Genomic DNA, 25,566 nt, shown 5'->3' on the forward strand with positions numbered 1-25,566 from the left:
ATAGTCGACTATTTAATAGCTTTTTCAATTTTAGTTTTCAATTCGCTTAATGCAATATTCCCTGTAGCCTGCTTATGAAGCTGGCCCATAATCCAATCAACGGTTTTCTTTTTATCAGGTTGACCGTTGGTCTCTCTAAATTTTTCATCCAGATAGTTGACAGGCGCTAGTAATTCTTCAATATTTTTTTTCTTGAAATTAATGCTGGTCAAAATCGATGAGAAATCCATATTAGGGTGCTCTATTAGCACAGGAAGCATCAGCTTGGAGATGGCGTAATGCAGTTTATTCTTTTGTATGAATTCAAACATTTTCACAATGCGATTGTACTTAAACTCTTCATGCTTTTTGTATTTCCCTTCTACATATTTCAGCGTATGCGCGAAGAAGGTTCCAACAAATTTAGCAGGGATCTTTAGTTTCTCGATTTTCTCGATAACCGGAACCAAATTGTTCCTTAAAATATAATGATCAGCATCAGTAGGGATGCCCCAATGGCGAAGTTGCTCGTAACGTTTCGAAATATCAACAGGTAAATTCTGGTCCAGACTTTCGATATAAGAAAGTGGCAATGGGATAGGAGCCGAATCCGTATCAGGATACATTCTGTCCGCTCCTGGCAACACTCTCTCGAAGATAGTAGTCCCATCCTTAAAGGACTTGCGAGTTTCCTCAGGAATCGTATCGAATGCCATTACACAACGTTCCTCTATAGTTTCAAGAGCCGTAGGAATATCATCTTTTGGTCCCCAGAAAATGATTTGAGCATCATTATCACCTGCATTCAGCAGTTCTTTAATTTTATCGAAGTCAGCCTTTAAGCTCGAACCATCTATCTCTTCCGAATGAATCATATTTGGCTTTTCGATACAAGCCACAACCTTTAAACGATCTGTAATTTCATTAGCAAAACAATGTTTAGGTTGAGTAAAGTGCGATAGTATGCCTTGGAAACCTTCCAAGTTGACAGCATAAACCTCCATCTCAGAAAAATCCAGCGATGCCATCAGTTTGTTATCAAGCTTCAATTGAGAAGGATCAATCTTCTGACTTTTAATTTTCCAATACTTCTTGTTCTTAGCCTGTTCTTTCAGCAGCTTCTGCACATTAAGCAGAGCCCACTGACGGAAAGCCTCGTTATGCGATAGCTCAGGAATCCATTTATTATGGGCCACACCTTTTATTTCTACACGTGTACCACCCTTGCAGCTCACATTCACATCTTCGCGACCAGCACCCATTCCCGTACGTACTTTCCCCGTACTGCGATTAAGGAAACGGATGTATTCCGCAGCTTCTCTCAATTCATCAGGGGTAAAACATTCAGGGTAGGTTACGGTTTCAATCAGTGGCACACCCAGGCGATCCGTTTTATACAGTCTGTTGTGGCCAATATCCGAAATCTCCCGACAGGAGTCTTCTTCTATACTCAACTGAATCAAACGAACTTTCTTGTTTTTCAACTGAATATGACCTTCAACACCAAGAATGGCTGTTCTTTGGAAACCTGCAGGAATACTACCATCCAAATATTGCTTACGCGTGATATGAACTTCACCTACAATATTCAAATTCGATAGCAAAGAGATTTCAAGCGCATACTCCAAAGCTTCCTTATTTATGATAAAAGGTGGGGTGTCATCAATTTCGTAGGTACAAGCCGAATTGTTGTTCAAACGATAGGTGATCTCTTTCCGGGTTTTAAACTCCATCAAAGCGGTTCCATCATATTCGCCAAGCTCCGATAAGGTAGGACGCATATGGCGGATAACCTCAGCATCAAAATCCTTATGATCGTGCAAGAGACCGGCAGGACAATGACAGAAGAGTTTTTTTTCGGTTTTAAGCTGTTGATGGACTTCCAAACCAGACATAAATCCGATTCTTTTGTAATCCTTTTCTGTCGCTTCTTTTCTGGTGACATACCCTATGGTTTTGCGGGTGTTCTGGTAGTTTTTTACTGGGTTAAATTTAGGCATAGTGGGTTTAATTTTGGAAGCCATAAGGTAGATAAGATAATTAAGTTTAACAAGCCAGTATGGTAGAATTGGCTAGGTTTTAATCGCTTATGTGGCTCACTTGGAGGAGCCAAGTTTGTTGGGAAGAGGGCATAGCCTAATGTTGAAGTCAATCGTGCCTGTTTTCAGCCGCTATGACTAAGGCGTATTTTAAAATCGATTTAAGTAAGAAGCTCGTTTTTATGTCGTGTAATTCTATTCTGCATAAACCTATCGTTTTTTTACCTATTCACATAATATTGTTTAGTTGAATTAATTCGTAATTTTAGTATTCAATAACAAATTTGATCCGTACCGTAGAGACGCACAATTTAGGCATCTCTACTTAATGAAATGAATAAATAAAATGTCAGAGAAATTCCAAAATCAATACCGAATAAAATCAGCTCGTTTGGAAAATTGGGATTACGGCAGCAATGCGGCCTATTTTGTCACTATTTGCACACAGGATCGAGCACATTATTTCGGTGAAATTACCGATGGCATCATGCAATTATCTGAAATAGGATTCTTGGCATATAAATATTGGTTAGAAATATCAGAACATTTCCCATTTGTTGAATTGGATGAATTTGTGGTTATGCCCAATCATGTACATGGGATAATTATAATTAATAAACCCGTATCCGTAGAGACAAGGCATGCCTTGTCTCTATCAACACAATTACCACAACAAAAACACGAAACAATTGGGCAGAAACGTTTTCAAAATCAAGGTAAAGAAACCCTGTCATCCATAATTGGTTCATATAAATCGGTATTAACAAAAAACGCCCGAAAAATACATGCCGATTTTGCATGGCAAGCACGATTTCACGATCATATAATCCGCAATGATCAATCATTCTATAACATCAGCGATTACATCAAAAACAACCCCTCGACCTGGAAGGATGATAAATTCCATGCAATAAGGTAGAGAAGCAAAATCTTGTATCAAAAATCTAAAAAAATAAATTTGATCGTACCGTAGAGACAAGGCATGCCTTGTCTCTACGAATGGTAATTATAAAAATCAAAAAGGAGGATTGCCCTGAGCTCATAGAATATTCATAGCATTTTAAGAGGCATGCACTAAGGCGTGTTTTAAAATGCATTAAAGTAAGAAGTACGTTTATGTAGAGATTTTCTATTTAATATCGCTTTAAAAATTGCTTACATAATAAGTGTGTTTGCTTTAATTTAAATGTTATTTTTGTTAATCAGAATAATGAGGGTGTTGTTATATATCTAATATGAAATGATAATATCACCTTATAGAAAAATAAAAGAGAAATAACATCAATATTGATGTTATACTTACGTTAGCGATAATTGGAATAACACAATAAATTAAACTTTATGAAGAATTTTTTCACTGATATAATTTCTACGATTGATATTTCAACAGAAAATAATACAATTCCTAATATAAATCCGACAGAAATATACAACGAAGGATGGATGACTAGATTATTAGTTTACACATCAATAAAGCAAGGATTGAAAATTAACGATTGTCTTGATTTTACTAATCTTACTCAATGGTCATCTGAAGGGTTGATTTCTAGTCAGTTTGTAAATGCAAATAAGAATAGAGAAGGATATACTCATGCAGATATGACTTTGGGAGATTTTGAAATTGATTATAGTAAAAGAGGTCAAATTACTGTTTGTGACAATGCTAAAATATTTGGTATTATAGAAGCTAAAATGGGAAGTAATTTGAGTCAAGGAACTACACATGCTAAAGATTATAATCAGGCAAGTAGAAACTTGGCTTGTATTTCATATAACACGAAAAAAAGTTGCAAGACTTTTTTTTCAGTATTAGCTCCAAAGAGTATGATTAAGCATCATTCAATTGTAAAGCAGACTGATGGAGTTGAAATGATAACACAGATTAAAAATCGTTACACTTTATCTGACATGATTATAGATAGTGACTTAATAGATAGATGCAACAATTGTGAGATAATTGTATATTCTTATGAAGAGTGGATTGAATTGATTGACTCTCCTGATAAAGAGTATGTTCAAAGATTTTATGATAATTGTAAAAAATGGAATAAAATAAAGTAAATCTCCTGTTAACAAAAGCTAGATTTGATGAGTTGTGATGAGCAGTTTGGAAGTAAATTCAATAAATAAACAACAGCAATGATAAAGCAACTGTTTTAATCGCCCACGAAATTTAGCAAGACCGTTATGCGGTAGCAAAATAAGACTATAATAATTTAAATGAATAAGAGCAACTGAATTAGGCTACTCATATTTTTGTATGATAAATTATAATACTTTATTACATTATTTATTTTATAATTCGAAAAAATAAAAATAACATAAAATGAAAACATTTATTAGTTGGTCTGGGGACAGAAGTAAATATGTAGCAGAAACTTTAAGTAATTGGTTGGAGCAAGTGTTACAGTCTTTAGAGCCTTGGATATCAACAGATATTGACAAAGGTAAACGGTGGAGCGATGAAATAGCATCTAAGCTAAAAGAATCAAAAGTTGCTATTATCTGTTTAACTAAAGATAATTTGGATTCAAAATGGATTCATTTCGAAGCAGGTGCAATAGCCAAAAATTCCGATGCTTATGTTTGTACTTTTCTTTTTGATATTACTGCTGCAAATGTACAGCAACCGCTTTCACAATTTCAAAATACACGTTTTGAAAAGGGTGATATTTTGAAACTGCTTAAGACAATTAACGGAATTGTGAAGAAAACAGGTGGCAAGGGCATGAAAGATGCTAATTTAATATCTGTTTTTGAAATTTTTTGGGAACAATTGGAAACTAAGCTCGCAAATGTCCCCGAAAGTTCTATGGAAGAATCTGATGTAAGGAATGATAGAGAGTTGCTAGAAGAATCTTTACAACTACTCAGAGGAATGAAAAATAGTTTTTCATCTAATTTGTTAACAAAGAAATCAGAAAATGAAATTATTGATTTTTGGCTAGATAAATATGCTGAAGTGGATGGTGTGCACGCGTCTGAAATGGAATTGAATGGGAAGGAATATGAAATTTCAAAATACATGGCTATATATCCTGATATTCGTATGCTTTTGGGTACAGGAGAAATATTGAGAGATAAAGTGAAGGGGCGTATAGCTGAACTACCTCCTTTTTAAATATTTAATATAGAAATTGCTATAGAGCAATCTTAATAGGTAGCTCTTTTTTTTATCTACTCAAATTGTTGAAGTTAGTGAGGAACTTGAAAAGTCGGAAAGTGTAAATTTTAAGTCCTCTTTATGTTATAGATCAAATACTACACGATACAGTCGTGCGGCAGAAATAGAATTTAAAGCAAAACTCCTCAAGATACATAAGCTTGGGGAGTTTTTGTTTTATGTCGGCTTAATGATCCATAATTGGGAAAAAATATTTTGTTAAGAAAATGAATTCTCACTATATTTAATACTGTCAATATCAGCATGTAAGCACAAATCATACAAATGCATATAGAAGGAGTTGAGATATAAACCGAAGCAACCGAAATGCAAGTGGAAGCAATAGGCATGTAAGACGAAGCAAGGCAAATGTAGTTGGAAGCAATAGGGATGTAAGCTGAAGCAATAGAGATGCAAATAGAAGCAAGTAAATTGTAATTAGTATAAACTTTAAAATTCAATTCTAATGGCTACAAGACCAAAAACTTCTGAAGCTGAAACTTTAGAACAGTATCGCATCGCACTAGATAATGCAGAAAAACAAGCCGAAATTGCAACTGTCATGGCCGACTTAGGTTACGGTTCGGAAGTAATCGGAGAAGGTAAAGCTATATTGGTGGCAACTCGCCAAGCCTACGACGGTAATAAAACCGAAGACGATGAAACCACTTCAGCCTATGCCGATTTTGCCAACAAAAAAAACTTGCTAAACGATACCTTCGATATGCATCGCAAAAAAGCAAAGGTCATCTTTCGTAACAATCCATTAATCTCAGATCAATTGGCGATTTCGGGTGCTATGCCACGTACATACATGAAATGGGTCGAAGCGCTTAAGAAATTCTATAGCGTCGCATTAACCAATACTGGCATTCAATCGAAACTAGCCCGTTTAAAAATTTCCCTTGATGATTTAACCGCAGCCAACATCTTGATTACCGATCTGGATATAGCACGTTCCCTTTACCTTCGCGAAAAAGGTGAATCACAAGAGGCAACCCAGACAAAAGATGAAGCCTTTTATAGAATAGACGATTGGATGAGCGAGTTCTACGCTGTTGCAAGAATCGGTTTGGAAGACAAACCACAACTATTAGAGGCCTTAGGCAAAATAGTTAGGAACTAAACAACGAATTAGGAAAACCTGACAGGTTGAACTAGAACATGGAAATATAACCTGTCAGCGTTTAAAATATAAGAATAAGCGATTCTAAATCAGCCCATGCTGGTGCGCAATTTCATATATGAAAATAAAAAAACGCCCCAAACGTATTCTCACGTTTGGGGCGTTGATTTATATAGCTTCTGCCGATTTATAATCGGCGGGTATTGAGTTGGAGCTTTGTAAGCTCCTTATTAAAAAAATAGATTGAATCGTTTTTAAATCATATTTTATCATTAATAATCTGCGTCTATTCTTTTTTATATACAATTACTTACTTAACAGCCATACAAATATCCGATATCAAATCCTTAGGATCGCAATCCATTGGTTTGTTTCTGTAGAATTCCATTAATGTAGAAACGCAAAATCTTGCGTCTCTTATTGTAATGCATTACGTCTCTACGAATGCTAATTATAAAAATAAAAAAGGAGGCATGGCCTTATGTTGTTGTAATTATTGGACTTTAGACTTGCAGATGTGCATGCGTATTTTAGATCGATTGGGCATACATCACATAGGATTGAATCAATTGTAAAAGCTTAAAGAATTTTTATATCTTGTTACACCTACCAGTTCATTGAGCATTTTCTCTAGCTGGGTGCAATTCCACTGAAATTAGCCAGAATGAAAAAGATCAAGACAAAAGAAGAACTTCAGATAGAAATAAATCAATTGGAATCTAGAATTTCTGAATTAGAACGATCGAAGCTACAAAGCAGCATCTTGCTTGAAAATTCACCATTGCAAAAGAATCAATATTGCCATAAAAAGACTCAGGAAATAGGAAAAATAGGCATCTGGGAACTTGATTTATTAAAGAATGAATTGATTTGGACAGATCAGAATTTTCGGAATTTTGGAATTCCAATGGGCACTTCTCTCACGTATGAAATATTTTTGAATTACATACATCCAGAAGATAGGGAATATGTGAACACTCAATGGACAGAGGCTCTGACCGGGAAACCATACGATATAGAGCATCGTATAGTTATAGATGGAAATGTACGATGGCTTATGGAGAAAGCTGATGTCGTATTTGATGCTAATGGAAAGCCGATTTCTGCCATTGGTTTTACACAAGATATTACTGAGCATAAACAGAACGAAGAAAAGCTGAAAACCAGCATGGAACGCGAAAAGGAATTTGCAGATATTGTGCGTAAAGCCCCAATCGCTATGGCATTTGGGTATCCGGATGGAAGATTAGAGAATTGCAATTCGGCTTTTTCAGTACTAACCGGTTATTCCATCTCAGAATTACAGCAAATTAACTGGAATGAAGTGCTTACACCTTCCCAATGGAAATCCTTTGAAGAGAAACAACTCAGTCAACTCAGCCCTTCACAGAAGAGTGTAAAATATAAGAAAGAATATATACACAAGGATGGGCATTTTGTTCCTATTGAATTAACGGTAAGTGCCAAATTCGATTCTGCCGGAAATCTTCTCCACTATATTGGTTTTGCTGTAGATATTACCGAACGCAAAAAGACCGAAAACGAACTGCGTCTTAGCGAGGAGAAATTTCGCAGCTATGTAGAACAGGCTTCCGAGGGAATTTACCTTTTGCAATTTAAAGAACCCATATCGGTTGATATGCCCGTTGAAGAACAAATTAAGAATCTTTACGAAGGTTATATAATTGAAGCAAACGATTCCCAGGCAAAAATGTATGGTTTCGACAAAGCAAACGAACTAAATGGAATGACCCTTGCCGAATTACATGGGAGTACAGATAATCCGGAGAATTTAGAATTCCTAAGATCTTGGATTGAAGCAAATTACCGCATTACTGATGCGGAGTCTAAAGAAGTTGACAAAGATGGAAATAAGCTTTGGTTTACGAATAATGTAATAGGACATGTTGAAGACGGTTATTTGATACATATATGGGGTACACAAATCAATACTACGGAAAAAAAACAAGCAGAAGAAACCCTAAAGGAAAGTGAAGAAAGATTCCGCCGCGCTATTACTTATGCTCCATATCCAATTATGATTCATGCCGATGGAGAAGTGCTGCAATTATCTGAAGAGTGGACTAAGCAGGCGGGATATACCATTGATGATATACCAACTATAAAAAAATGGTCATCAAAAGCATATGGTAAAGATGCTGTTCCGAGTCAAGAGTTTATTGATGATTTATACAAAATTGATAAAACACAATACGATGGTGAATGGCAAGTGAAGATCAAAAATGGCAGTTATCGTCTTTGGGATTTCAGCTCCAGTCCAATAGGGAAATTACCAAATGGTAAAAATATGGTGATCAGTATGGTTTCTGATATCACCGATCGTAAGCTGGCAGAGCAAGCTTTAGGCGAAAGTGAAGAAAAATATAGAGTACAGAAAGAATTTTTAGGCATGTTAATTAACACTATTCCCAGCCCTATCTTTTATAAAGATCTTCAAGGCAGATATATAGGTGTCAATGCTGCCTTTACGAATTTTATGGGGATTAGTGCTGAGAATATAATCGGTAAATCGGTATTTGATATTAGCCCCCAAAATATTGCAGAAGATTATTTTGAGAAGGATAATGAACTGTTCAAGAACCCAGGGACTCAGCACTATGAATCGAAGATTCATAGTAAAGACGGTAAAATTCAGAATGTAATATTTGATAAGGCGTCTTTTACGGATACTTTTGGGACTGTGAAGGGATTAATCGGAATAATAACTGATATTACTGAACGAAAGCAAATTGAAGTCAAAATAAAAGAATCTGAGTCAAATTTGATAGCTTTGATTAATAATACAACAGATTCAATATGGTCACTTGATAGAAATTATAATTATATAATATTCAATACAGCATATGCAGATATATTTTTAGATCGTTATGGTATTGAGTTAAAAAAAGGAATGAATGCTAAAGGTTTTTTGAGACCTGAAGAACTTGATTTCTGGGTGCAACTATTTGATGCTGCATTAAATGGAGAAAATAAAATTTTTGAATTCTCCCATGATTTCAATGGTGTTAAACATTACTTCCAAACATCATTGAATCCAATATTTGAAGACAAAAAAATCACAGGTGTATCAGCAATGAGTATTGATATAACTAATACTAAAAATGTAGAAGAAAAACTTAAAGAAAGTGAAGAGCATTTTAGATTTATTGTAGAGCAATCACCGTTAAGTACGCAGATGTTCACACCTGATGGCATGACGGCACAAGTCAACTCCGCCTACAAGAATTTATGGGGAATAACTCTTGAAGAGTTAAAGGGCTACAATATACTTGAAGATCAACAACTGGTGTCTCTTGGAATCATGCCCTATATCCAACGTGCTTTTTCTGGTGAAGCCACTACGATCCCTGTCATTGAATATGATACCGTGAAATCTTTGGGGACAGGAAAAAAGAGTTGGGTGCAATCCCGCATTTATCCTGTAAAAGACAATGCCGGAAATATTGACAAAATAATTTTAATTCATGAGGATATCACTGAAAGCAAGCAAGCCGAAGAAAAAATACGTATTGCCGAAAAAAATCTACAAAACACATTTGATCTATCACCAAGTATTATTGCTAAAGCCAATTTAGATACTGGCTATTTTATTGAAGCAAATAAGGCAGTAACAAGAATACTGGGTTATTCAATTGAAGAATTTACATCAAGGCCATTTATGGAATTTCTTCATCCAGATAATAGGCAACAATCAGTAGATGAAATTTCTAATCAGATGGACGGTAAAGTGATGACTTCCTTTGAAAATAAATTTTTATGTAAAGATGGTTCATATACATGGATGGCTTGGCATGGCAGCAAAGCAGATGAAAATGGGATAGCAACTGCTATTGGTTCTAACATTAATGTGCGAAAAAACACTGAAATAGAGCTCAAGATAGCACTTGAAAAAGCATTGGAAAGTGATCGGCTTAAGAGTGCATTTCTCGCTAATATGAGCCACGAAATACGTACCCCAATGAATGGAATCATGGGATTTATTGACCTGCTTAATCAACCCAATTTAAGCCATTCTGAAATTAATACATATTCAGACATTATTAACAAAAGTAGTGACCGGCTACTTAATACTATCAACGATATTATTGATCTTTCAAGGGTTGAAGCTGGAGAAGTGCTTATTTCAAATACTGCAATTTCTATACAGAGTGTCATGAATGAAATTTATAATTTCCATTCTCCTGAAGCAGAACTGAAAGGATTGTCATTCTCTTTAGAACCTTCACTATCCCCTAAGCAGATAAATATAATTACGGACAGCGATAAACTCCATGGGATATTAACTAACCTTGTTAAAAATGCCATTAAATACACTGAAAAAGGCTCAATTACTTTTGGCTATTCCTTGAAAAATAATTGTATTGAATTTTTTGTAGATGATACAGGGATAGGTATTCAAAAAGATCGGACGCGAGCAATTTTTAATCGTTTTGAACAGGCAGATATTGGGAACAGAAGGGCCTTTGAAGGTTCAGGCTTAGGACTTGCGATATCAAAGGCTTATGCTGAAATGCTTGGCGGTGAAATTTGGGTGAAATCAGAACTGGGAAAAGGAAGTGTCTTTTATTTTACTTTACCGTACAAGAGCGAAACGACAAAAGAAAATAGCGCGAAAAATGAAATTTTGCCTCCCCTTGAACTAAGCCCAATCAACAGCTTGAAAATATTAATTGTCGAAGACGATGAGGTATCAAGGGAGCTTATTTCTATTACTGTCCAAAAATTCGGGAAAGAAATTATTTTCGCTAGAACAGGTGCCGAAGCGGTGTCATCTTGCCTCGAAAACCCCGACATCGATTTGGTGCTGATGGATATTCAGTTGCCCGAAATGGATGGCTATGAAGCCACCAGAAAAATACGCAAGTTTAACAAAGATCTTACTATAGTTGCACAAACGGCTTATGCTATAGAAGGCGACAAGCAAAAAGCAATTGAGGCTGGGTGTAATGATTATATCTCAAAGCCCATTAATAAAACACTGCTGTTGGAGATAATTAGCAAGCATGTTGGCAACATATAACAATGTATCTAAATAATAGTCAGTTTTTGCTGTAATATCAAGGGGTGCAGTCATTTAAACTTTGTATAAATTTAAATGGAAAGAATAAAAAAAATCTGCCATTACTCATACAATTACTTTTATTCATCTTTCCTTATTTATGCCATAAAACCAATAATAAGGTGTGAAGCAAATAAAGCGCCCCAAACGTATCCACGTTGGGGCGCTTTTTATATCTGTTTTATTCGTATTAAGCACAACAAGATTGTCCACTACTTCTAAACTCCTTAACTGTCATGCCATAAGCCTTTTTAAAGGACTTGGCGAGGTGGCTGCTATCGGTAAAGTTCAGTTGATAGGCGATTTCTTTTAAGGAAAGGTCGGTATGTAAAACCTTAGTTTCCACAATTCGAAGCTTGGACTTGATAATATAGTCTGCTAAACTGAATCCCGCTTGTTTTTTAAAGTATTCTGAGAAATAGGTTTTCGATATACCAAACTTATCTGCAAGGACAGGTACCCGCAGTTTTTCATTGTTAATAATGTGCGTGTTGATGTACCTTAGGATTTCACCAAAACGATTATCAATTTCATTCGCCTGCTCCACATATTTTTTCTCAATGCTTCTCGCCAAAATATTCAGAATGGATGCAATGGCCCCGCTAATGATAGATTCAGAATAACTGTCAGCTGCCAAATGCTCCTGATAGATGGATTTGATATTATTGATGATAAATTGTCTTTCTCTTTCTGATGCGATAATATCACCAGGAACCTTATTGTAGTTGGCCAATATATAGGCTATCCGATCGAACCAGGCTTTGTAATTCGTTAGGTCATCATCTTTAAAAAAATAATGGTCGGTAAATCGAATGAAGTAGAATTTTGAAGGCTCTGCAATTGTGAAAGAGTGACAATCCAAAGGAGGAAGTAGAAAAATATTGCCTTCTTGATATTTGAATTTGTGCTGATTGATACATTGAAGACCAGCACCTTTTTCCACATAGACAATCTCGAAGAAATTATGCTTGTGTGGTCTCTTTTCCCATGATGCTAATTCCTCAATGTGGATTTCAAATAATTTATGAGCCGATTCAGTAATCATTGTATTTATATTGGTGTTTGTGTGCAAATATAGGAAATAAATAAGATTTAAAACTTTTAATACAGTATGTGAGTGATGTTTTTAGGTTTATAACCAATAATAATACAATTTATGCCACTTTTTATACAATGTCTTGAATATATATTTGGCTTAGATTTGTAATATCAATAATTTACAAGTGTATAAGCAATAGTCAATTCTTGATTATTGGAGTTTAATCCAGTTAATAACAAATAATATAGATATATATGAAAGCAATTGGTTACAATCAAACAGGGCCGATTACAGCGCCAGACGCTTTAATCCAATTTGAAGCAGCAATACCTCAATTAGGTTCTCATGATCTTTTGGTCGAAGTTCGAGGTATATCTGTCAATCCGGTTGATACGAAAGTTCGGACATTAATGGCACCAGAAAATGGTACAAAAGTTATAGGTTACGATGCTGCAGGTGTGGTTCGCGAAGTTGGTAGTGACGTCAATAAATTTAAAGTGGGCGATGAAGTCTATTATGCTGGAGATATCACCCGTCCGGGTACAAACGCCGAACTACATACGGTAGATGAACGCATAGTTGGTAAAAAACCAAAATCATTAGGTTTTGCAGAGGCAGCTGGCCTTCCTCTTACATCCATAACGGCTTGGGAACTTTTGTTCGACTCTTTAGCTCTAAAAGAAGGGAATGGAGAAGGAGATAGCCTGTTGGTTGTTGGTGGTGCAGGAGGTGTCGGCTCTATTCTTATTCAATTAGCTAAGAAACTAACTAAGCTAACAGTAATCGCTACAGCATCTCGTCCAGAGACAATTGAATGGGTGACGAAAATGGGAGCGGATCATGTCATCAATCACCGCGAATCATTGGTCGATCAAGTTAAAATTCTAGGAATTGAACCTCGCTATGTGGCCGCACTAAATGGAACAGCTGAGCATTATCCGGCTCTAGTTGAGTTAATCAAACCACGCGGTCATATTGCTTTAATCGATGATCCTGGCAATATGGATGTGTCTTTAATGAAAACCAAAGCGCTGAGCTTTAGTTGGGAATTCATGTTTACACGCTCTATGTTTCAAACCGAAGACATCGAAAAACAGTATGAATTACTGAACCGTGTATCGGAGTTGATTGATGATGGTACACTGGTTTCAACGGTGACCAACAACTTAGGGATTATGAGTGTAGAAACACTTAAAGAAGCCCATACACAGCAGGAAAGTGGTCGCGTGATTGGTAAGAATGTACTTGATGGTTTTGCAAAATAATGACAAATAAATTATATAAATAGGACTAATGATGAGTGATCAAAAATTAACAATCGTAGCGAGAATATTGGCTAAAGCAGAAAAAAGAGAATTGGTAAAAGCTGAATTACTAAAACTAATAGAAATTACAAGAGCAGAAGAAGGTTGTATCAATTACGATTTGCATCAGGATAATGAGAATCCAAATTTATTTCTTTTCCATGAAAATTGGACAAATAGGGACTTGTTGCAAAAACACTTGGCCAATGCTCATCTTGCAGAATACATGACAGCAACCGATGGGGCCGTGGAAGAGTTTATTTTAAATGAAATGACACAAATAGCTTAAGACATAAAAAAGAAGAAAGAATGGATGCAATTGAAATGATTGAAGAACGTAGAAGCGTACGTAAATTCAAAAATGAAAAAGTAGACAGGGAAACGATGAGGGAAATCGTATCACTTAGTCGATGGGCTCCTTCGTGGGGGAATTTTCAGGTAGCTAGATATACTTTGGTTGATGACAAGGACGTAATTGCTAAACTAGCAACGGATGGTGTTGATGGTTTTGTTTACAATGTAAACACACTAAAAGAAGCAAAAGGCGTTGCAGTATTGAGCTTTGTTAAGGGGAAAAGTGGTAAACTGGATAAAGATGAATATGTGACTTCCAAAGCAAATATTTGGGAAGTTTTCGATGCCGGTATCGCCTGTCAAACCTTCTGCCTTGCAGCTCATGCAAAAGGAGTAGGAACCTGTATTATGGGTATTATAAATGATGAATCAATTTCTGGAATAGTAGGTTTACCAGAAGAGGAAACCGTTGCAGCACTTATCGTATATGGTTATGAAGATGGAGAACATGCTCCTGCGACTCCAAGAAAAGAGGTCTCTGATATTATGCGCTTCGTATAAATCAGAAAAACAATTCAAAATGACTTCATAAAACAATCCCCAAACTCTCTCTAGTTTGGGGATTGTTTTATGAAATATCACAGGTTTACTTGCATCTTAAAAATTAAACTGTGAGGTTGGAACGAATTATAAATTTTGTTCTGATTCTCTTAGTTTTTTTAGTCGAGCTAATCTATATTGAACTTGTTAAATTTAGCCGCAAGTTTACTTAGTAATATTACAGCTACTAATCCACCGCAAAAAGACACAATAGCATTAATTGCAAATAGGCTAATATCTACTGTACCTGTTTGCATGATTGCTTGCGGGCTAAATCCTAAGCGACCTATGGATTTAATGAAAAACACACTGCCGAAGACTCCGGCAATGGTATTTCCAATTAGTCCAAAGGAATATTTTTTGAAAAAGAGACTTGTACTATTTGCTCCAGTTATCCCAATGAGAATACTTATTAATGCAATCAGTGTATCGGTCATAATTAGGTGTTTTTAATGTCCGTAATCCATATGATCAACTTTTCCTCCCATTATTTTTTTCTGAATAATCATATAAACAAACAGAAGAATAAAGCCTATTATTCCCCATCCCATAGCAACTGATAATCCGTAATGGGATGTAGCAGTGTTGTATATGGTAAGTGATTCGTTTACATCATTGGTAGAAGGTAATATCACAGGAAACATAGATGCCAATGAGGACGTTATTCCTCCAACAATAAGAAGCGATGAGCAAATGAAGGCATATATATTCTTCTTGTATTTTTTAATGAAAAATATGCCCAATAATCCACTAAGATAGATCATAGGGAAAATGAATAGAAGTGGGTTTTCTGTAAAGTTAGAAAAGGGTTGAGGATTAATAAGATGCCAAATTGATATAGAGAAAATAGTAAGCACTACAAGTGCAATATTTAGCTTAATTACTACCGATTTCAGCTTTTCATTAATGGATGAGTTGGTTTTTAAGATGATCCAATTGGCACCATGAATAGTTAATGTTACAACCGCAATTACGCCAATAACAATTGTGAACCAATCAATTACTCCAGGATGAATTCCCTGCGGACTAAAACTGCTATTCCAAAGAGGTAGGAAGAAGTAATGTCCTTCGTAAGCAGAAATACCATTTTCGACACCTCCCAAATTCACACCTCTTATCACATTGCCTAATGCTACTCCAAAAAATAGCGTTAAAAGTAAGCTCGAAATACCAAAGGCTTTATCCCAAATATCTTTCCACATCTGAAAGTTAAATTGACTTCTCAATTCCAAACCTATTGCCCTAAAAATAATGAACCAAAGCACTAGTATTAAAGGAAGATAAAAGCCACTAAATACAGATGCGTAAAAGGTAGGGAAGGCCATGAAAAGCATTCCTCCGGCTGCCACGAGCCATACTTCATTGGAATCCCAAAAGAGACCGGCCGCTTTGGCAATGACGACTTTATCTTTCTCCTCTTTGGCAAAGAATAAATGAATAATTCCTGTACCAAAATCGTAACCGTCTAATATGAAGAAAACAGCAAAGACAATTGCTATTATTATATACCAAAATAGTTCCATAATTAAGTTGTTTGAGTTTTTGGTCCTTGGTGAATTGTTTTACCAACTAAAATCAGGAATAGTAAGCCCAATAGCATATATAAACCAACAAAACCTAATAAAGTAAATAATGTATTTCCTGATGAAACAGTTGGAGATATTCCATCAACCGTTTTTAATAAGCCATATACCAAATAAGGTTGTCTTCCCAATTCGGCAACATACCAACCCGTGATGTTTGCGATATACGGAAAAGGAAATGCAAACATGATGGCCCAAAGCAATGTATTCATTGTATAGAGTTTTTTTCTCCACAAAAATAAAAGTGCTAAGCCCATTAAACCAATAAAAATAGTTCCTAATCCGACCATTATGTGATAGGAGTAGTAAAGTGCTGGAATATTATCTGGTAATTCTTCTTCTTCGAATTGATCCATTCCTGGGATTTGCCTGTCCCAATCCTGGTAAGTTAAAAAACTTAAGATGTTAGGAACGGCAATTTTGTTGTCTATCTTTTTTTCAACCATATTAGGCTGACCAACAAGCACGATTTCGGCACCGGCTTCTTCAGTTTCAAATATTCCTTCCATGGCTGCAAAAGATGCAGGTTGAAATTTCGCAACATTTTTAGCATTCCAATCGCCCGTTGGGACAGCTACTAGCATGCTCGACACAAAGCCAAAAAGAACACCTGTCTTTAAAAATAACTTGCCGTATTCCACATTCTTATTTCGCAATACATAAAAAGCACCTATAGCAGCAACCACAAACGATGAGGTAACAACGGATGCAAACTGATTGTGTAAGAAGGCTGGTAGTAGCCATGGATTACTGAATAAGGCAGAGAAATTATTCAAGACAAATTTCCCATTTTCCAAAATCTCGTACCCAACTGGATGTTGCATCCATGCATTAGTTGCTAAAATGAAATATCCACTTGCCCAGGAACCTAGAAAGACCAGAAAGCCAGTTAGAAGGTGTAGTTTTTGCCCCATTAATTTTTCACCAAAAATGAAAAGTGCCAAGAAGGAAGATTCGAGAAAGAATGAAAACATACCTTCCATGGCCAGGGTTTGACCAATAATACCTCCTGTAAGTTCAGAAAATTTAGCCCAGTTGGTGCCAAATTGAAATTCCATTGGAATTCCAGTTACAACACCCATGGTAAAATTAATGGCAAATATCTTCATGAAGAACTTTGCTGCATTATTAAACTTTTCAAGTTTAGTTCTTAGAAATTCCCACTTAAAATAGACGATTATCAAAGATAGTCCCATCGTCAATTGTGGAAAGATGTAGTGAAATGTGATAGTAAATGCGAATTGCAGTCTATCATAAAATATCATGTCTTCCATATTCTTATTTTTAAACGTTAAAAATAAGTGTTTTTATTTGTTTTCAATGCAAAGAGAAATGATATTTTTTCAATTTGTGAATTATATCTCTTTTGTAGGCCTAGCTTAGATTATACAGAAAGAGATTATTGAGAATTAGAGAGAAATGCAAATGTTTGAAATATGCTTTGTTAGTTGAATTGTTATGTGGTTTGTATGATGCATAATAAGTGGAATGACAAAATGAACTGAAAACGGAATTGTTTCATAACATGGGATTCAGATGTCAAGGACAAGTCATTTGGTCATTTGTGATCTCAAATTTGATCTTAAATTACAAATCAATAATACTTATTGTCTTCATCTCAATCAGCGCCTTTAATATGAGTAACTACAAACCACAAAAATAAAGGTCCAAAACGCATTTATAGTCGGGCAGCTTTTATTTTATAAGTTTATTTAGGAATTGTAAAGAAAAAACAAGAACCTTCACCATAAATCGAAACAACTCCAATCTCACCTTTGTTAATCACAACGAATTCTTTACAAAGTAATAAGCCGAGACCTGTTCCTTTTTCACCTGAGCTGCCTACCGTTTTGTATTTTTTATCGATTCGGAATAGCTTGTCGATATTTTCTTCAGAAATACCTTCGCCCTGATCCATAATTTCAATTTTGTAATTCGATGCCTCAGATTTAAGAGAAATTGTGATTTTTGAATCAAGCTTTGTGAATTTTATGGCATTATTAAGCAAGTTTCTAATGACAGTACTGATCATTTCTTTATCAGCAAAAGCCATGGCCTTATCAGGTAGGTTGTAATCGATTATAATGCCCTTTTTATGTGCACTTACCATATAAAGGTTGATATTCATTTTAATCAGATCAGTAAGATCACAATCTTGAGCTTGGTATTTAATTTGCCCTGTTTGTGAACGCGACCAAGTGAGAAGATTCTCCAACAAAGCATAGATATGATTCAGGCCTTGGTTGATTTTCTTTATGCCCATTTTTTTCTCATCAGCATCAACCGCATCATAATTCTCGTTAATAAGCTGTGAAATGGACATAAGACTGGTAAAAGGATTCTTCAAATCGTGGGAGATAATCCTAAAGAAAGTATCCTTAGTCGTATTAAGTTCCTTTAGATTTTGCTCTGATTCTCTGAGTTTTTGATTGGCAATACTTATTTTCTCATTCTGAACAAGTAAAAGTTTATTGGTTCTAATCTTTAATAGATATCTGTAATTGAAAATGATGATAGCGATACCCATCAATACTTCGAGCAGTATAAACCACCATTCCATCCAAAAAGGCGGATTGATTTTTATGCCTAACTGTCGAGTTTCTTTGCTCCAAATTCCATCTGAATTCTGAGCCCTAAGCTGAAATAAGTATTTCCCAGGCTCTAAATTTGAGTAGGATGCAAAGTTTCTTTCTCCCGCATCAATCCAATCCTTATCAAGCCCCAGCATTCTATAATTGTATCTGATGTTCTTCGATGAAAAACTGCTTAGAGAAGAAAACTCTAAAGAGATATGTCTTTGCTTGTAATCGAGAATGAGCTTCTTCGTTGAAATAATGCTCTTTTGAATTTTGTAACGATCATTTGCAGCATCGTAGTGCATGCAATAATCATGTATTGAATCATTCTCTAGAGCAACCACAACATCCTTACCAAGTATCTGCAATTTCGTAATAACTGCATTGTAAGCCGGCTCCGTTTTAATCTCTTTCTCTGGGTCGATAATGTTTAAACCATATACGCCACCAAAGTAGAGTAGGCCTGATTCCCCTTTATGGTAAGCTCCTCCATTGAATTCATTGGATTGAAGCCCATCTTGTGTTGTGAAATTCTTAACCGAATAATCTTTAGTATTAAATCGACAGATACCATAATTGGTACTCAGCCATATATTATTGTTTTGATCGGGCAGAATTCCATAAATCACATTATTGGGCAAGCCCTCGCTAACACAGAAGTGTTTAAACACCTTAGTTTTGGGATCAAATCGATTGAGTTGATTATTTGTTCCAATCCACATGATACGATCAGCATCCTCATAAAATGAAAAAACAATATTATCTGAAAGTATATTCTCAGAATTGGGTATGAATTGATATGATGTGAACTGATCTGTTTGTTTATCGAAAATACTCAAGCCACCACCATAATGTCCAAGCCACAAGTGCCCTTTATAATCTTCATAAATTGATGAATAAATAAAATCGTGCCCAATACTATGAGGATCGGAATTTGAGTGAACGTATCTCTTAAAGGTTTTTGTGCTAGGATTAAAGCGATTTAAGCCTTTGCGAGTTCCCACCCACAATATGCCTTCACTATCTTCGAAAATCACACGCACTGAGTTATCCGAAATACTATTGATCTCGTTTATATCATGCTTATAGTTTGTCTTTCGTCCAGTTTTAGGATTCAACATATATAAACCTTCACCGTTTGTACCAACCCATATATGTCCTTTGCTATCTTCAAAAACATCGCGTATAGCGGGTGTGTTTTCAAAAGAATAATGTTTGAAATCTCCTGTCGATCTGTTATAAGCACTCAAGCCGGCATCATTTGTGCCTACCCAAACCGTTTTGTCACGAGCTTCCCATATAGTCCATACAAAATCACTTGCCAGACTATTACTTGATAGTGCATTGTGCTTTAAGAGTTCAAATTTATGAGCTTGTGGGTCGTAAATGCTGATACCTGCACCAAATGTCCCTATCCAAACCGAGCCTGAATTGTCTTCATATAAACAGTTAATCGAGTTTTGAGACAAGCTTTGAGGATCAGCAGAGTTTTGTGTATACTGATTTACTTTATTGGAGTTACCATCAATCTTATACAAACCAGAACCGAATGTACCGTACCATATCTGACCAATTTTGTCTTCTATTATGGGTTTAACTGTATTTGTTGATAGACTATTGGAAGAATCATGGGCATCAATTAAAAGCTTGTACGCCTTTTCACATTTCCTTTTTTTATAAAGTCCATTCTGTGTTCCTATCCAAGTGTTTTCCTTTTTGTCGATATGTATACTTTCAACATGAAGATTCTTTAAATAAGATTCAGAGTTAATTTGATTAGAACTATCTATATAAAAGAGTCCGTTTGAACAGCCAATCAAAAGTTTATCATTATTGTATACGAGGCTATTAACTTCATTTCTTGCAAGTTCTTTAAACTCACTTCTAAGGATTTTATCAGTTTTGTTGCTGTATCGTAGGAGCCCTTTATTTGTTGCAATCCAAAGCGAATCATCATAATTTGAAAGGAAAGCATTTACTCTGCACGATGTATAGATATCTTTTTCGTTTGTCTTATCAATTTTTAAGCTAGTAATATCTATTCGGTTGAACCCCTTATTGGTTCCGACCCACAGTTTTTTGTATTTATCTTCAAATAACTGAGTAATGGTATCGTTGCTTATTCGTCTGTTCGAATCTGATAGGGTGCTAAACTGGGTGAATCTTTCAGTTTCCATATCAAAATGAGTCAAGCCTCCCTGTGATGCAAACCAAAGCTTACCTCTACTATCTTCAATTATCGTCTCAATCCATTTGTATGAAATTGAGTTTTCATCATTGCTCTTACTTCTATAAATGGTAAAATTCTTACCATCGTACCGATTGAGTCCATCTTCGGTTCCAAACCACATAAAGCCTTTGGAGTCTTGAAAAATAGAGTAAACAGAGCTTAATGATAAACCATCGTTAATAGTAAGACGTTTGAATTGGATATGCTGTTGTTGTGCCTGTATGGATTGGGCCAGCAATAGAAAAAGGAATAAAACGATTGATCTTGTTCTAAACATAGATACTTGTTTATTGATTTCGTCCTTTAAATTACTGAAAAATATGCTTTTAATGAATTTGAATAGTAAATCTATTGTTAAAGAATGTAAACGCTATAAATAAAAAAAGCCTTGACATATAAATGTCAAGGCTTGCGCTATCAATAATACAATGCAACTTATTGATATAAGTCTTTTGCGAAACTACCTTCTGATTGTGTTCCTAGTAATAACTCTTCAATTGTCGCAGCAATATCAGCGAATGTTGAACGTGTTCCCAGGTTGATATTTGTTTTAATATTCTTACCATAAACTAATACGGGTATGTATTCACGGGTATGATCTGTTCCTTTATAAGTTGGATCACAACCATGATCAGCAGTTAAAATTAGAATTTCATCCTCTTTCAAACGGCTTTGGATTTCTGGTAATTGTTGGTCAAACTCTTCTAGAGCCGCTTTATAACCTTCAGGATTTCTACGGTGACCATAAGCCATGTCGAAATCAACAAGATTTGTAAAGATCAGACCTTTTGTATCCTCTTCAAGAGCTTTAAGTGTTTTTGCAACACCATCATTATTGTCTTTATTGGTACCACGAGAATCAGATATTCCCTGTCCAGCAAAAATATCGCTGGTTTTACCAATACCAATCACCTCTAGTTTATTTTCCAATAAACGATCAAGAAGTGTTGGACGAGGAGGTGTTACCGAAAAATCGTGACGATGAGACGTACGGGTAAAGTTGCCTTCACCACTTCCTAAGAATGGTCGAGCAATCACACGAGCTACAGGAGCTAGTTCTGTGCAGATCTCTAAAGCAATTTCACAAGCTTTATACAATTCCTCTAAAGGAACGATCTCTTCGTGAGCTGCCACCTGAAAGACAGGGTCGGCAGATGTATAAAGAATCCAGTTGCCCGTTTTCATATGTTCTTCACCATATTCATCAAGAATAGCGGTACCCGAAGCAGGTTTGTTTGCCATGACCTTACGCCCGGTTCTTTCTTCAAAACGACGAATAACTTCATCAGAAAAACCGTTGCTGTAAGTTGGGAAAGGTTCGTCAATTGCGACACCAGCAATTTCCCAATGTCCAGTTGTTGTATCCTTACCTTTAGCCGCTTCAGCAGCTTTTCCATAAGCACCGTTTGCCTTATTAGTTGGTTCAACACCTTGAATGTCGGTCAGGTTACCCAAACCTAATTTTTGCATGTTTGGAAGTTTCATACCACCACAATGGCTGGCAATATTTCCAAATGTATTTGAGCCTACATCGCCAAAATCTGCTGCATCAGGTAAAGCCCCAACACCAGCACTGTCAAGAACTACAATAGTAGCGCGTTCAATTTTAGGAATCATATCTTTAATTTAAATGTATTTAAGATAGCCTTGTGAGTAGGATAATCATAAACTTGTTAAAATTAGCGCAAGGCGTAATAACAACTGTTTATGGTCTCGTAGATATCTGTTTTCGATTACAATATATTTTCTGAATATTCAATCGGAGGGATTTCCTCGTGGTTGCATGTAGTGAGGCAAAGATAAAACAAAAAAGTGAAATTCAAATCTTATCTGTAATGATTTTACATAGTAGAAGAGAAGATTTGGTCCGTTTTTTTTGAATTGAAATATTTAAGAATAATTGAATGCTAGAAGTAAAAATTGTAAATTTCGAATTCTGATTTTGCATCACCTTAAAACAGATGATTCTATGGCATATAATTTTGATAAGATAATTGATAGAAAGAATACGAATTGTGTCAAGCACGATGCTGTTGAAAATTATTTTGGTTCTGATAAACTCTTGCCTCTTTGGGTCGCTGACATGGATTTTGAAACACCCGATTTTATTCAGGAAGCTTTGAAAAATAGGTTGGATCATCCTGTTTATGCTTATTCGTTTTATAGTGATAGCTTCTATTCTTCCTTTATCAATTGGATGAATAAAAGGCATGATTTTCCAGTCGAATCCTCATGGCTAAAGGTAACTCCAGGTGTTTTAACAGGTCTTTCAATCGCTATAATGGCTTTTACCGAGCCTGGAGACAAAATTATTATTCAGCCTCCGGTTTATCATCCTTTCTTCCAATTGGTCAAATCAAGTAATAGGGTGTTGGTTCAAAATGACCTTAAATTAGAAAAGGGTAGCTATCAAATGGATTTTGAAAATTTGAAAGCTAGCATTGATGAGAAAACAAAGATGATTATCATCTCAAACCCACATAATCCAGTTGGTCGTGTATGGACTAAAGCAGAGCTAACAGAATTGGTTGATATTTGTGAAGAACACAATATATTGATTCTAGCAGATGAAATTCACTCTGATATTATATTTGAACCCCATACCTACACGCCAATTTCGACTATTAGCAGCTATGCAAAAAATAATAGTTTGACATTTTTAGCTCCTAGTAAGACATTTAATATCGCTGGTCTTGCCACTTCTATTGTGATTATTCCTAATGAGCAAATGCATAAGGAATATAGTTCACTAACATCACGTTTTCATGTCGAAGGGGCTAATGTTTTGGGTAGTGTTGCCTTTGAGGCTGCCTATACACATGGTGAAGAGTGGTTGGAGCAACTGTTGGTCTATCTCAAGTCCAATGTGCAACTGGTAAAATCATATTTAGCTGAAAATTTTTCTTCGATTCGTGTTGTTGAGCCTGAAGGGACTTATCTTTTGTGGTTAGATTTCTCGGCCTTGAATCTAGAAGATAAGGAATTACATCGAATTCTTTTGGAGGAAGCAGAGATTGCCCTTAATAAGGGAACAACTTTTGGTTCTAAGGGAACGAATTATATGCGTTTAAATTTAGGATCCCCTCAGTCTATCATATTGGAAGGTCTGGAAAGAATGGTCGCCGCACTCAAAATATATGATCGAGTTTAAGGCTGATTTAATGCGTAAGTTGATAGACCATAAGGTATGAGAGGTGTGTTTGTATTTGAAATTAAACATATAACGACTATTAAGCCTCACTTTCTTAATGGTATTCAATGAAATATAAATGCTATTTTTACCGATGTGTTTGTGAAAAATAAGTAAAAGTTGAATAATTTCCTTATCTTGCAGCACCTTTGGGATTTATTAGTGGTAACTTAGTTGTTCTGAGATAAAATTTTAAGAGGTGTATAATTGTAAAAGAACTAAAGAATTAAATGGCCAGATCAAAAGAAACATTCGGTAAAAAAGAGTTAGAAAAAAAGAAACTCAAAAAAAGAAAAGAAAAAGACGCACGCAAAGAAGAAAGAAAAGCTAGCAGTGGCGGTCAGTCTTTCGAAGACATGTTGGTTTATGTTGACGAAAATGGGCAACTTGTATCTACTCCTCCGGATCCAACAAAGAAAGTTGAAATTGATGCAGATAGCATTGTGCTAGGTGCAAGAAATAGTAACGCAGGTTATGTTGAAGATCCTCTTCGCAAAGGAACAGTTACTTTCTTCAATACTAGTAAGGGATACGGTTTTATTAAGGATTCTGAAACAGGAGAAAGTATTTTTGTTCATATCAATGGTTTAGTTGATCAAGTGAACGAAAATGACAAAGTAAACTTCGAAACAGAACGTGGTCCTAAGGGCATGAATGCTGTGAATGTGACTTTGATTAAAAAATAATACAGATACAGTTCTGAACTGTTCTTCAATATTTAAGGATACTTATCGTAAAGATGAGTATCCTTTTTTTTTGCCCGGTTTATGAATGGTGAGGGTGAAATAGGATCAATTACTAAGAATGGGCTTGGTAAATTATTTTTTAATGAAACAAGAATGATCTAAAAACGTATATACTTGATTAGAATCTACAAATATTTGATTGATCGAATCTATGTCTCAGGTTTCTCCCTTTTAGGGAAATCCGATGGATAGAGAATATCATTACGTGAAATATAGGGTGAGTAAATGTCTGGGAGGATAGTAGGTTTAATATAAGAGATTGTATTTTAAACTTTTCGCTAGAGCCGATGGGTTCTTATTTTTTGATTCAATCATAATTGAACGGTTATTCATGATCCCGATAATTATCGGGACGCTTCGCTCGGTTTTTAGATGAAAAAGTAAGCAATTCCGATGGGCACATGAGAGTCTTTAAAATCGAGTCCGTGAATATAAAGATCAAGTCAGCCTAATCCTTGTTTTCGCTTTGATGAATGAATAGTGACATCGCTTACGGCAGATAGGCAAAATCCTCTCAAAACCTATTGATAAAATAAGATCCACGAATTGCAAAATTTGAAATTCTTCCTGTTTCAACAAAGTGAGATTTTTCATTCGTATCCAGAAGATGAATATGA

The 25,566-nt window shown here is 35.6% G+C and carries 17 protein-coding genes; 10 read left to right on the forward strand and 7 right to left on the reverse strand.

Going from position 1 to position 25,566, the window contains the following annotated elements; translation table 11 throughout:
• Positions 1 to 8: 8 nt before the first annotated feature.
• The gene (gene gatE / locus ACXR6G_RS17310) at positions 9 to 1,979 is read right to left on the reverse strand and encodes a Glu-tRNA(Gln) amidotransferase subunit GatE (RefSeq protein WP_458362709.1); all 1,971 of its coding nucleotides are present in this window, start codon (positions 1,977 to 1,979) and stop codon (positions 9 to 11) included.
• A 385-nt stretch (positions 1,980 to 2,364) separates the two neighbouring features.
• Between gatE and ACXR6G_RS17315 the strand changes: the two genes are divergently transcribed.
• The 5 genes from ACXR6G_RS17315 (at position 2,365) to ACXR6G_RS17335 (ending at position 11,348) form a co-directional block, all read left to right on the forward strand.
• The gene (locus ACXR6G_RS17315) at positions 2,365 to 2,937 is read left to right on the forward strand and encodes a transposase (RefSeq protein ID WP_458362710.1); all 573 of its coding nucleotides are present in this window, start codon (positions 2,365 to 2,367) and stop codon (positions 2,935 to 2,937) included.
• Positions 2,938 to 3,359: 422 nt separating this feature from the next.
• On the forward strand, positions 3,360 to 4,079 hold the full coding sequence (locus tag ACXR6G_RS17320; RefSeq protein WP_458362711.1) for a hypothetical protein: 720 nt from the start codon (positions 3,360 to 3,362) through the stop codon (positions 4,077 to 4,079).
• A 265-nt stretch (positions 4,080 to 4,344) separates the two neighbouring features.
• Positions 4,345 to 5,139: a toll/interleukin-1 receptor domain-containing protein gene (locus tag ACXR6G_RS17325; protein WP_458362712.1), complete on the forward strand. Its 795-nt coding sequence runs from the start codon at positions 4,345 to 4,347 to the stop codon at positions 5,137 to 5,139.
• A 508-nt stretch (positions 5,140 to 5,647) separates the two neighbouring features.
• Entirely contained in the window at positions 5,648 to 6,307 is a 660-nt protein-coding gene (locus tag ACXR6G_RS17330) for a hypothetical protein (RefSeq protein ID WP_458362713.1), read from the forward strand.
• 664 nt (positions 6,308 to 6,971) lie between these two features.
• A complete protein-coding gene (locus tag ACXR6G_RS17335; RefSeq protein ID WP_458362714.1) occupies positions 6,972 to 11,348 on the forward strand; it encodes a PAS domain S-box protein in 4,377 nt (1,458 codons plus the stop codon).
• A 229-nt stretch (positions 11,349 to 11,577) separates the two neighbouring features.
• Here the strand turns inward: ACXR6G_RS17335 and ACXR6G_RS17340 are convergent, their stop codons facing one another.
• On the reverse strand, positions 11,578 to 12,432 hold the full coding sequence (locus ACXR6G_RS17340) for an AraC family transcriptional regulator (protein WP_458362715.1): 855 nt from the start codon (positions 12,430 to 12,432) through the stop codon (positions 11,578 to 11,580).
• A gap of 248 nt (positions 12,433 to 12,680) precedes the next feature.
• Here ACXR6G_RS17340 and ACXR6G_RS17345 point away from each other — a divergent pair, with 248 nt between their 5' ends.
• From ACXR6G_RS17345 to ACXR6G_RS17355, 3 genes are read left to right on the forward strand one after another with little or no spacing between them, the layout of a single operon-like run.
• Positions 12,681 to 13,691, forward strand: a complete 1,011-nt coding sequence (locus ACXR6G_RS17345; RefSeq protein ID WP_458362716.1) for a zinc-binding alcohol dehydrogenase family protein — start codon at positions 12,681 to 12,683, stop codon at positions 13,689 to 13,691.
• A 28-nt stretch (positions 13,692 to 13,719) separates the two neighbouring features.
• Positions 13,720 to 14,019, forward strand: a complete 300-nt coding sequence (locus ACXR6G_RS17350; RefSeq protein WP_458362717.1) for a putative quinol monooxygenase — start codon at positions 13,720 to 13,722, stop codon at positions 14,017 to 14,019.
• A gap of 20 nt (positions 14,020 to 14,039) precedes the next feature.
• A complete protein-coding gene (locus ACXR6G_RS17355) occupies positions 14,040 to 14,585 on the forward strand; it encodes a nitroreductase family protein (protein WP_458362718.1) in 546 nt (181 codons plus the stop codon).
• A 167-nt stretch (positions 14,586 to 14,752) separates the two neighbouring features.
• Here ACXR6G_RS17355 and ACXR6G_RS17360 read toward each other — a convergent pair whose 3' ends face one another.
• The 5 genes from ACXR6G_RS17360 to ACXR6G_RS17380 form a co-directional block, all read right to left on the reverse strand.
• Positions 14,753 to 15,061 (reverse strand): hypothetical protein, encoded by a 309-nt coding sequence (locus ACXR6G_RS17360; protein ID WP_458362719.1) that lies wholly within the window; start codon positions 15,059 to 15,061, stop codon positions 14,753 to 14,755.
• 12 nt (positions 15,062 to 15,073) lie between these two features.
• Positions 15,074 to 16,147 carry a cytochrome d ubiquinol oxidase subunit II gene (gene cydB / locus ACXR6G_RS17365; RefSeq protein ID WP_458362720.1) on the reverse strand — a complete coding sequence of 358 codons (1,074 nt, stop codon included), beginning with the start codon at positions 16,145 to 16,147 and terminating at the stop codon, positions 15,074 to 15,076.
• A 2-nt stretch (positions 16,148 to 16,149) separates the two neighbouring features.
• On the reverse strand, positions 16,150 to 17,481 hold the full coding sequence (locus ACXR6G_RS17370) for a cytochrome ubiquinol oxidase subunit I (RefSeq protein ID WP_458362721.1): 1,332 nt from the start codon (positions 17,479 to 17,481) through the stop codon (positions 16,150 to 16,152).
• A 434-nt stretch (positions 17,482 to 17,915) separates the two neighbouring features.
• The gene (locus tag ACXR6G_RS17375) at positions 17,916 to 21,290 is read right to left on the reverse strand and encodes a ligand-binding sensor domain-containing protein (RefSeq protein ID WP_458362722.1); all 3,375 of its coding nucleotides are present in this window, start codon (positions 21,288 to 21,290) and stop codon (positions 17,916 to 17,918) included.
• Positions 21,291 to 21,448: 158 nt separating this feature from the next.
• Entirely contained in the window at positions 21,449 to 22,630 is a 1,182-nt protein-coding gene (locus ACXR6G_RS17380; RefSeq protein WP_458362723.1) for a phosphopentomutase, read from the reverse strand.
• 352 nt (positions 22,631 to 22,982) lie between these two features.
• On the opposite strand from ACXR6G_RS17380, the gene ACXR6G_RS17385 reads away from it, so the two are divergent.
• Together ACXR6G_RS17385 and ACXR6G_RS17390 are read left to right on the forward strand one after the other, a co-directional pair.
• Positions 22,983 to 24,164 carry a MalY/PatB family protein gene (locus ACXR6G_RS17385; protein WP_458362724.1) on the forward strand — a complete coding sequence of 394 codons (1,182 nt, stop codon included), beginning with the start codon at positions 22,983 to 22,985 and terminating at the stop codon, positions 24,162 to 24,164.
• A gap of 269 nt (positions 24,165 to 24,433) precedes the next feature.
• A complete protein-coding gene (locus ACXR6G_RS17390) occupies positions 24,434 to 24,889 on the forward strand; it encodes a cold-shock protein (protein WP_458362725.1) in 456 nt (151 codons plus the stop codon).
• The last annotated feature ends 677 nt before the right edge of the window (positions 24,890 to 25,566 follow it).

Source organism: Ancylomarina sp. YFZ004 (assembly GCF_054254355.1).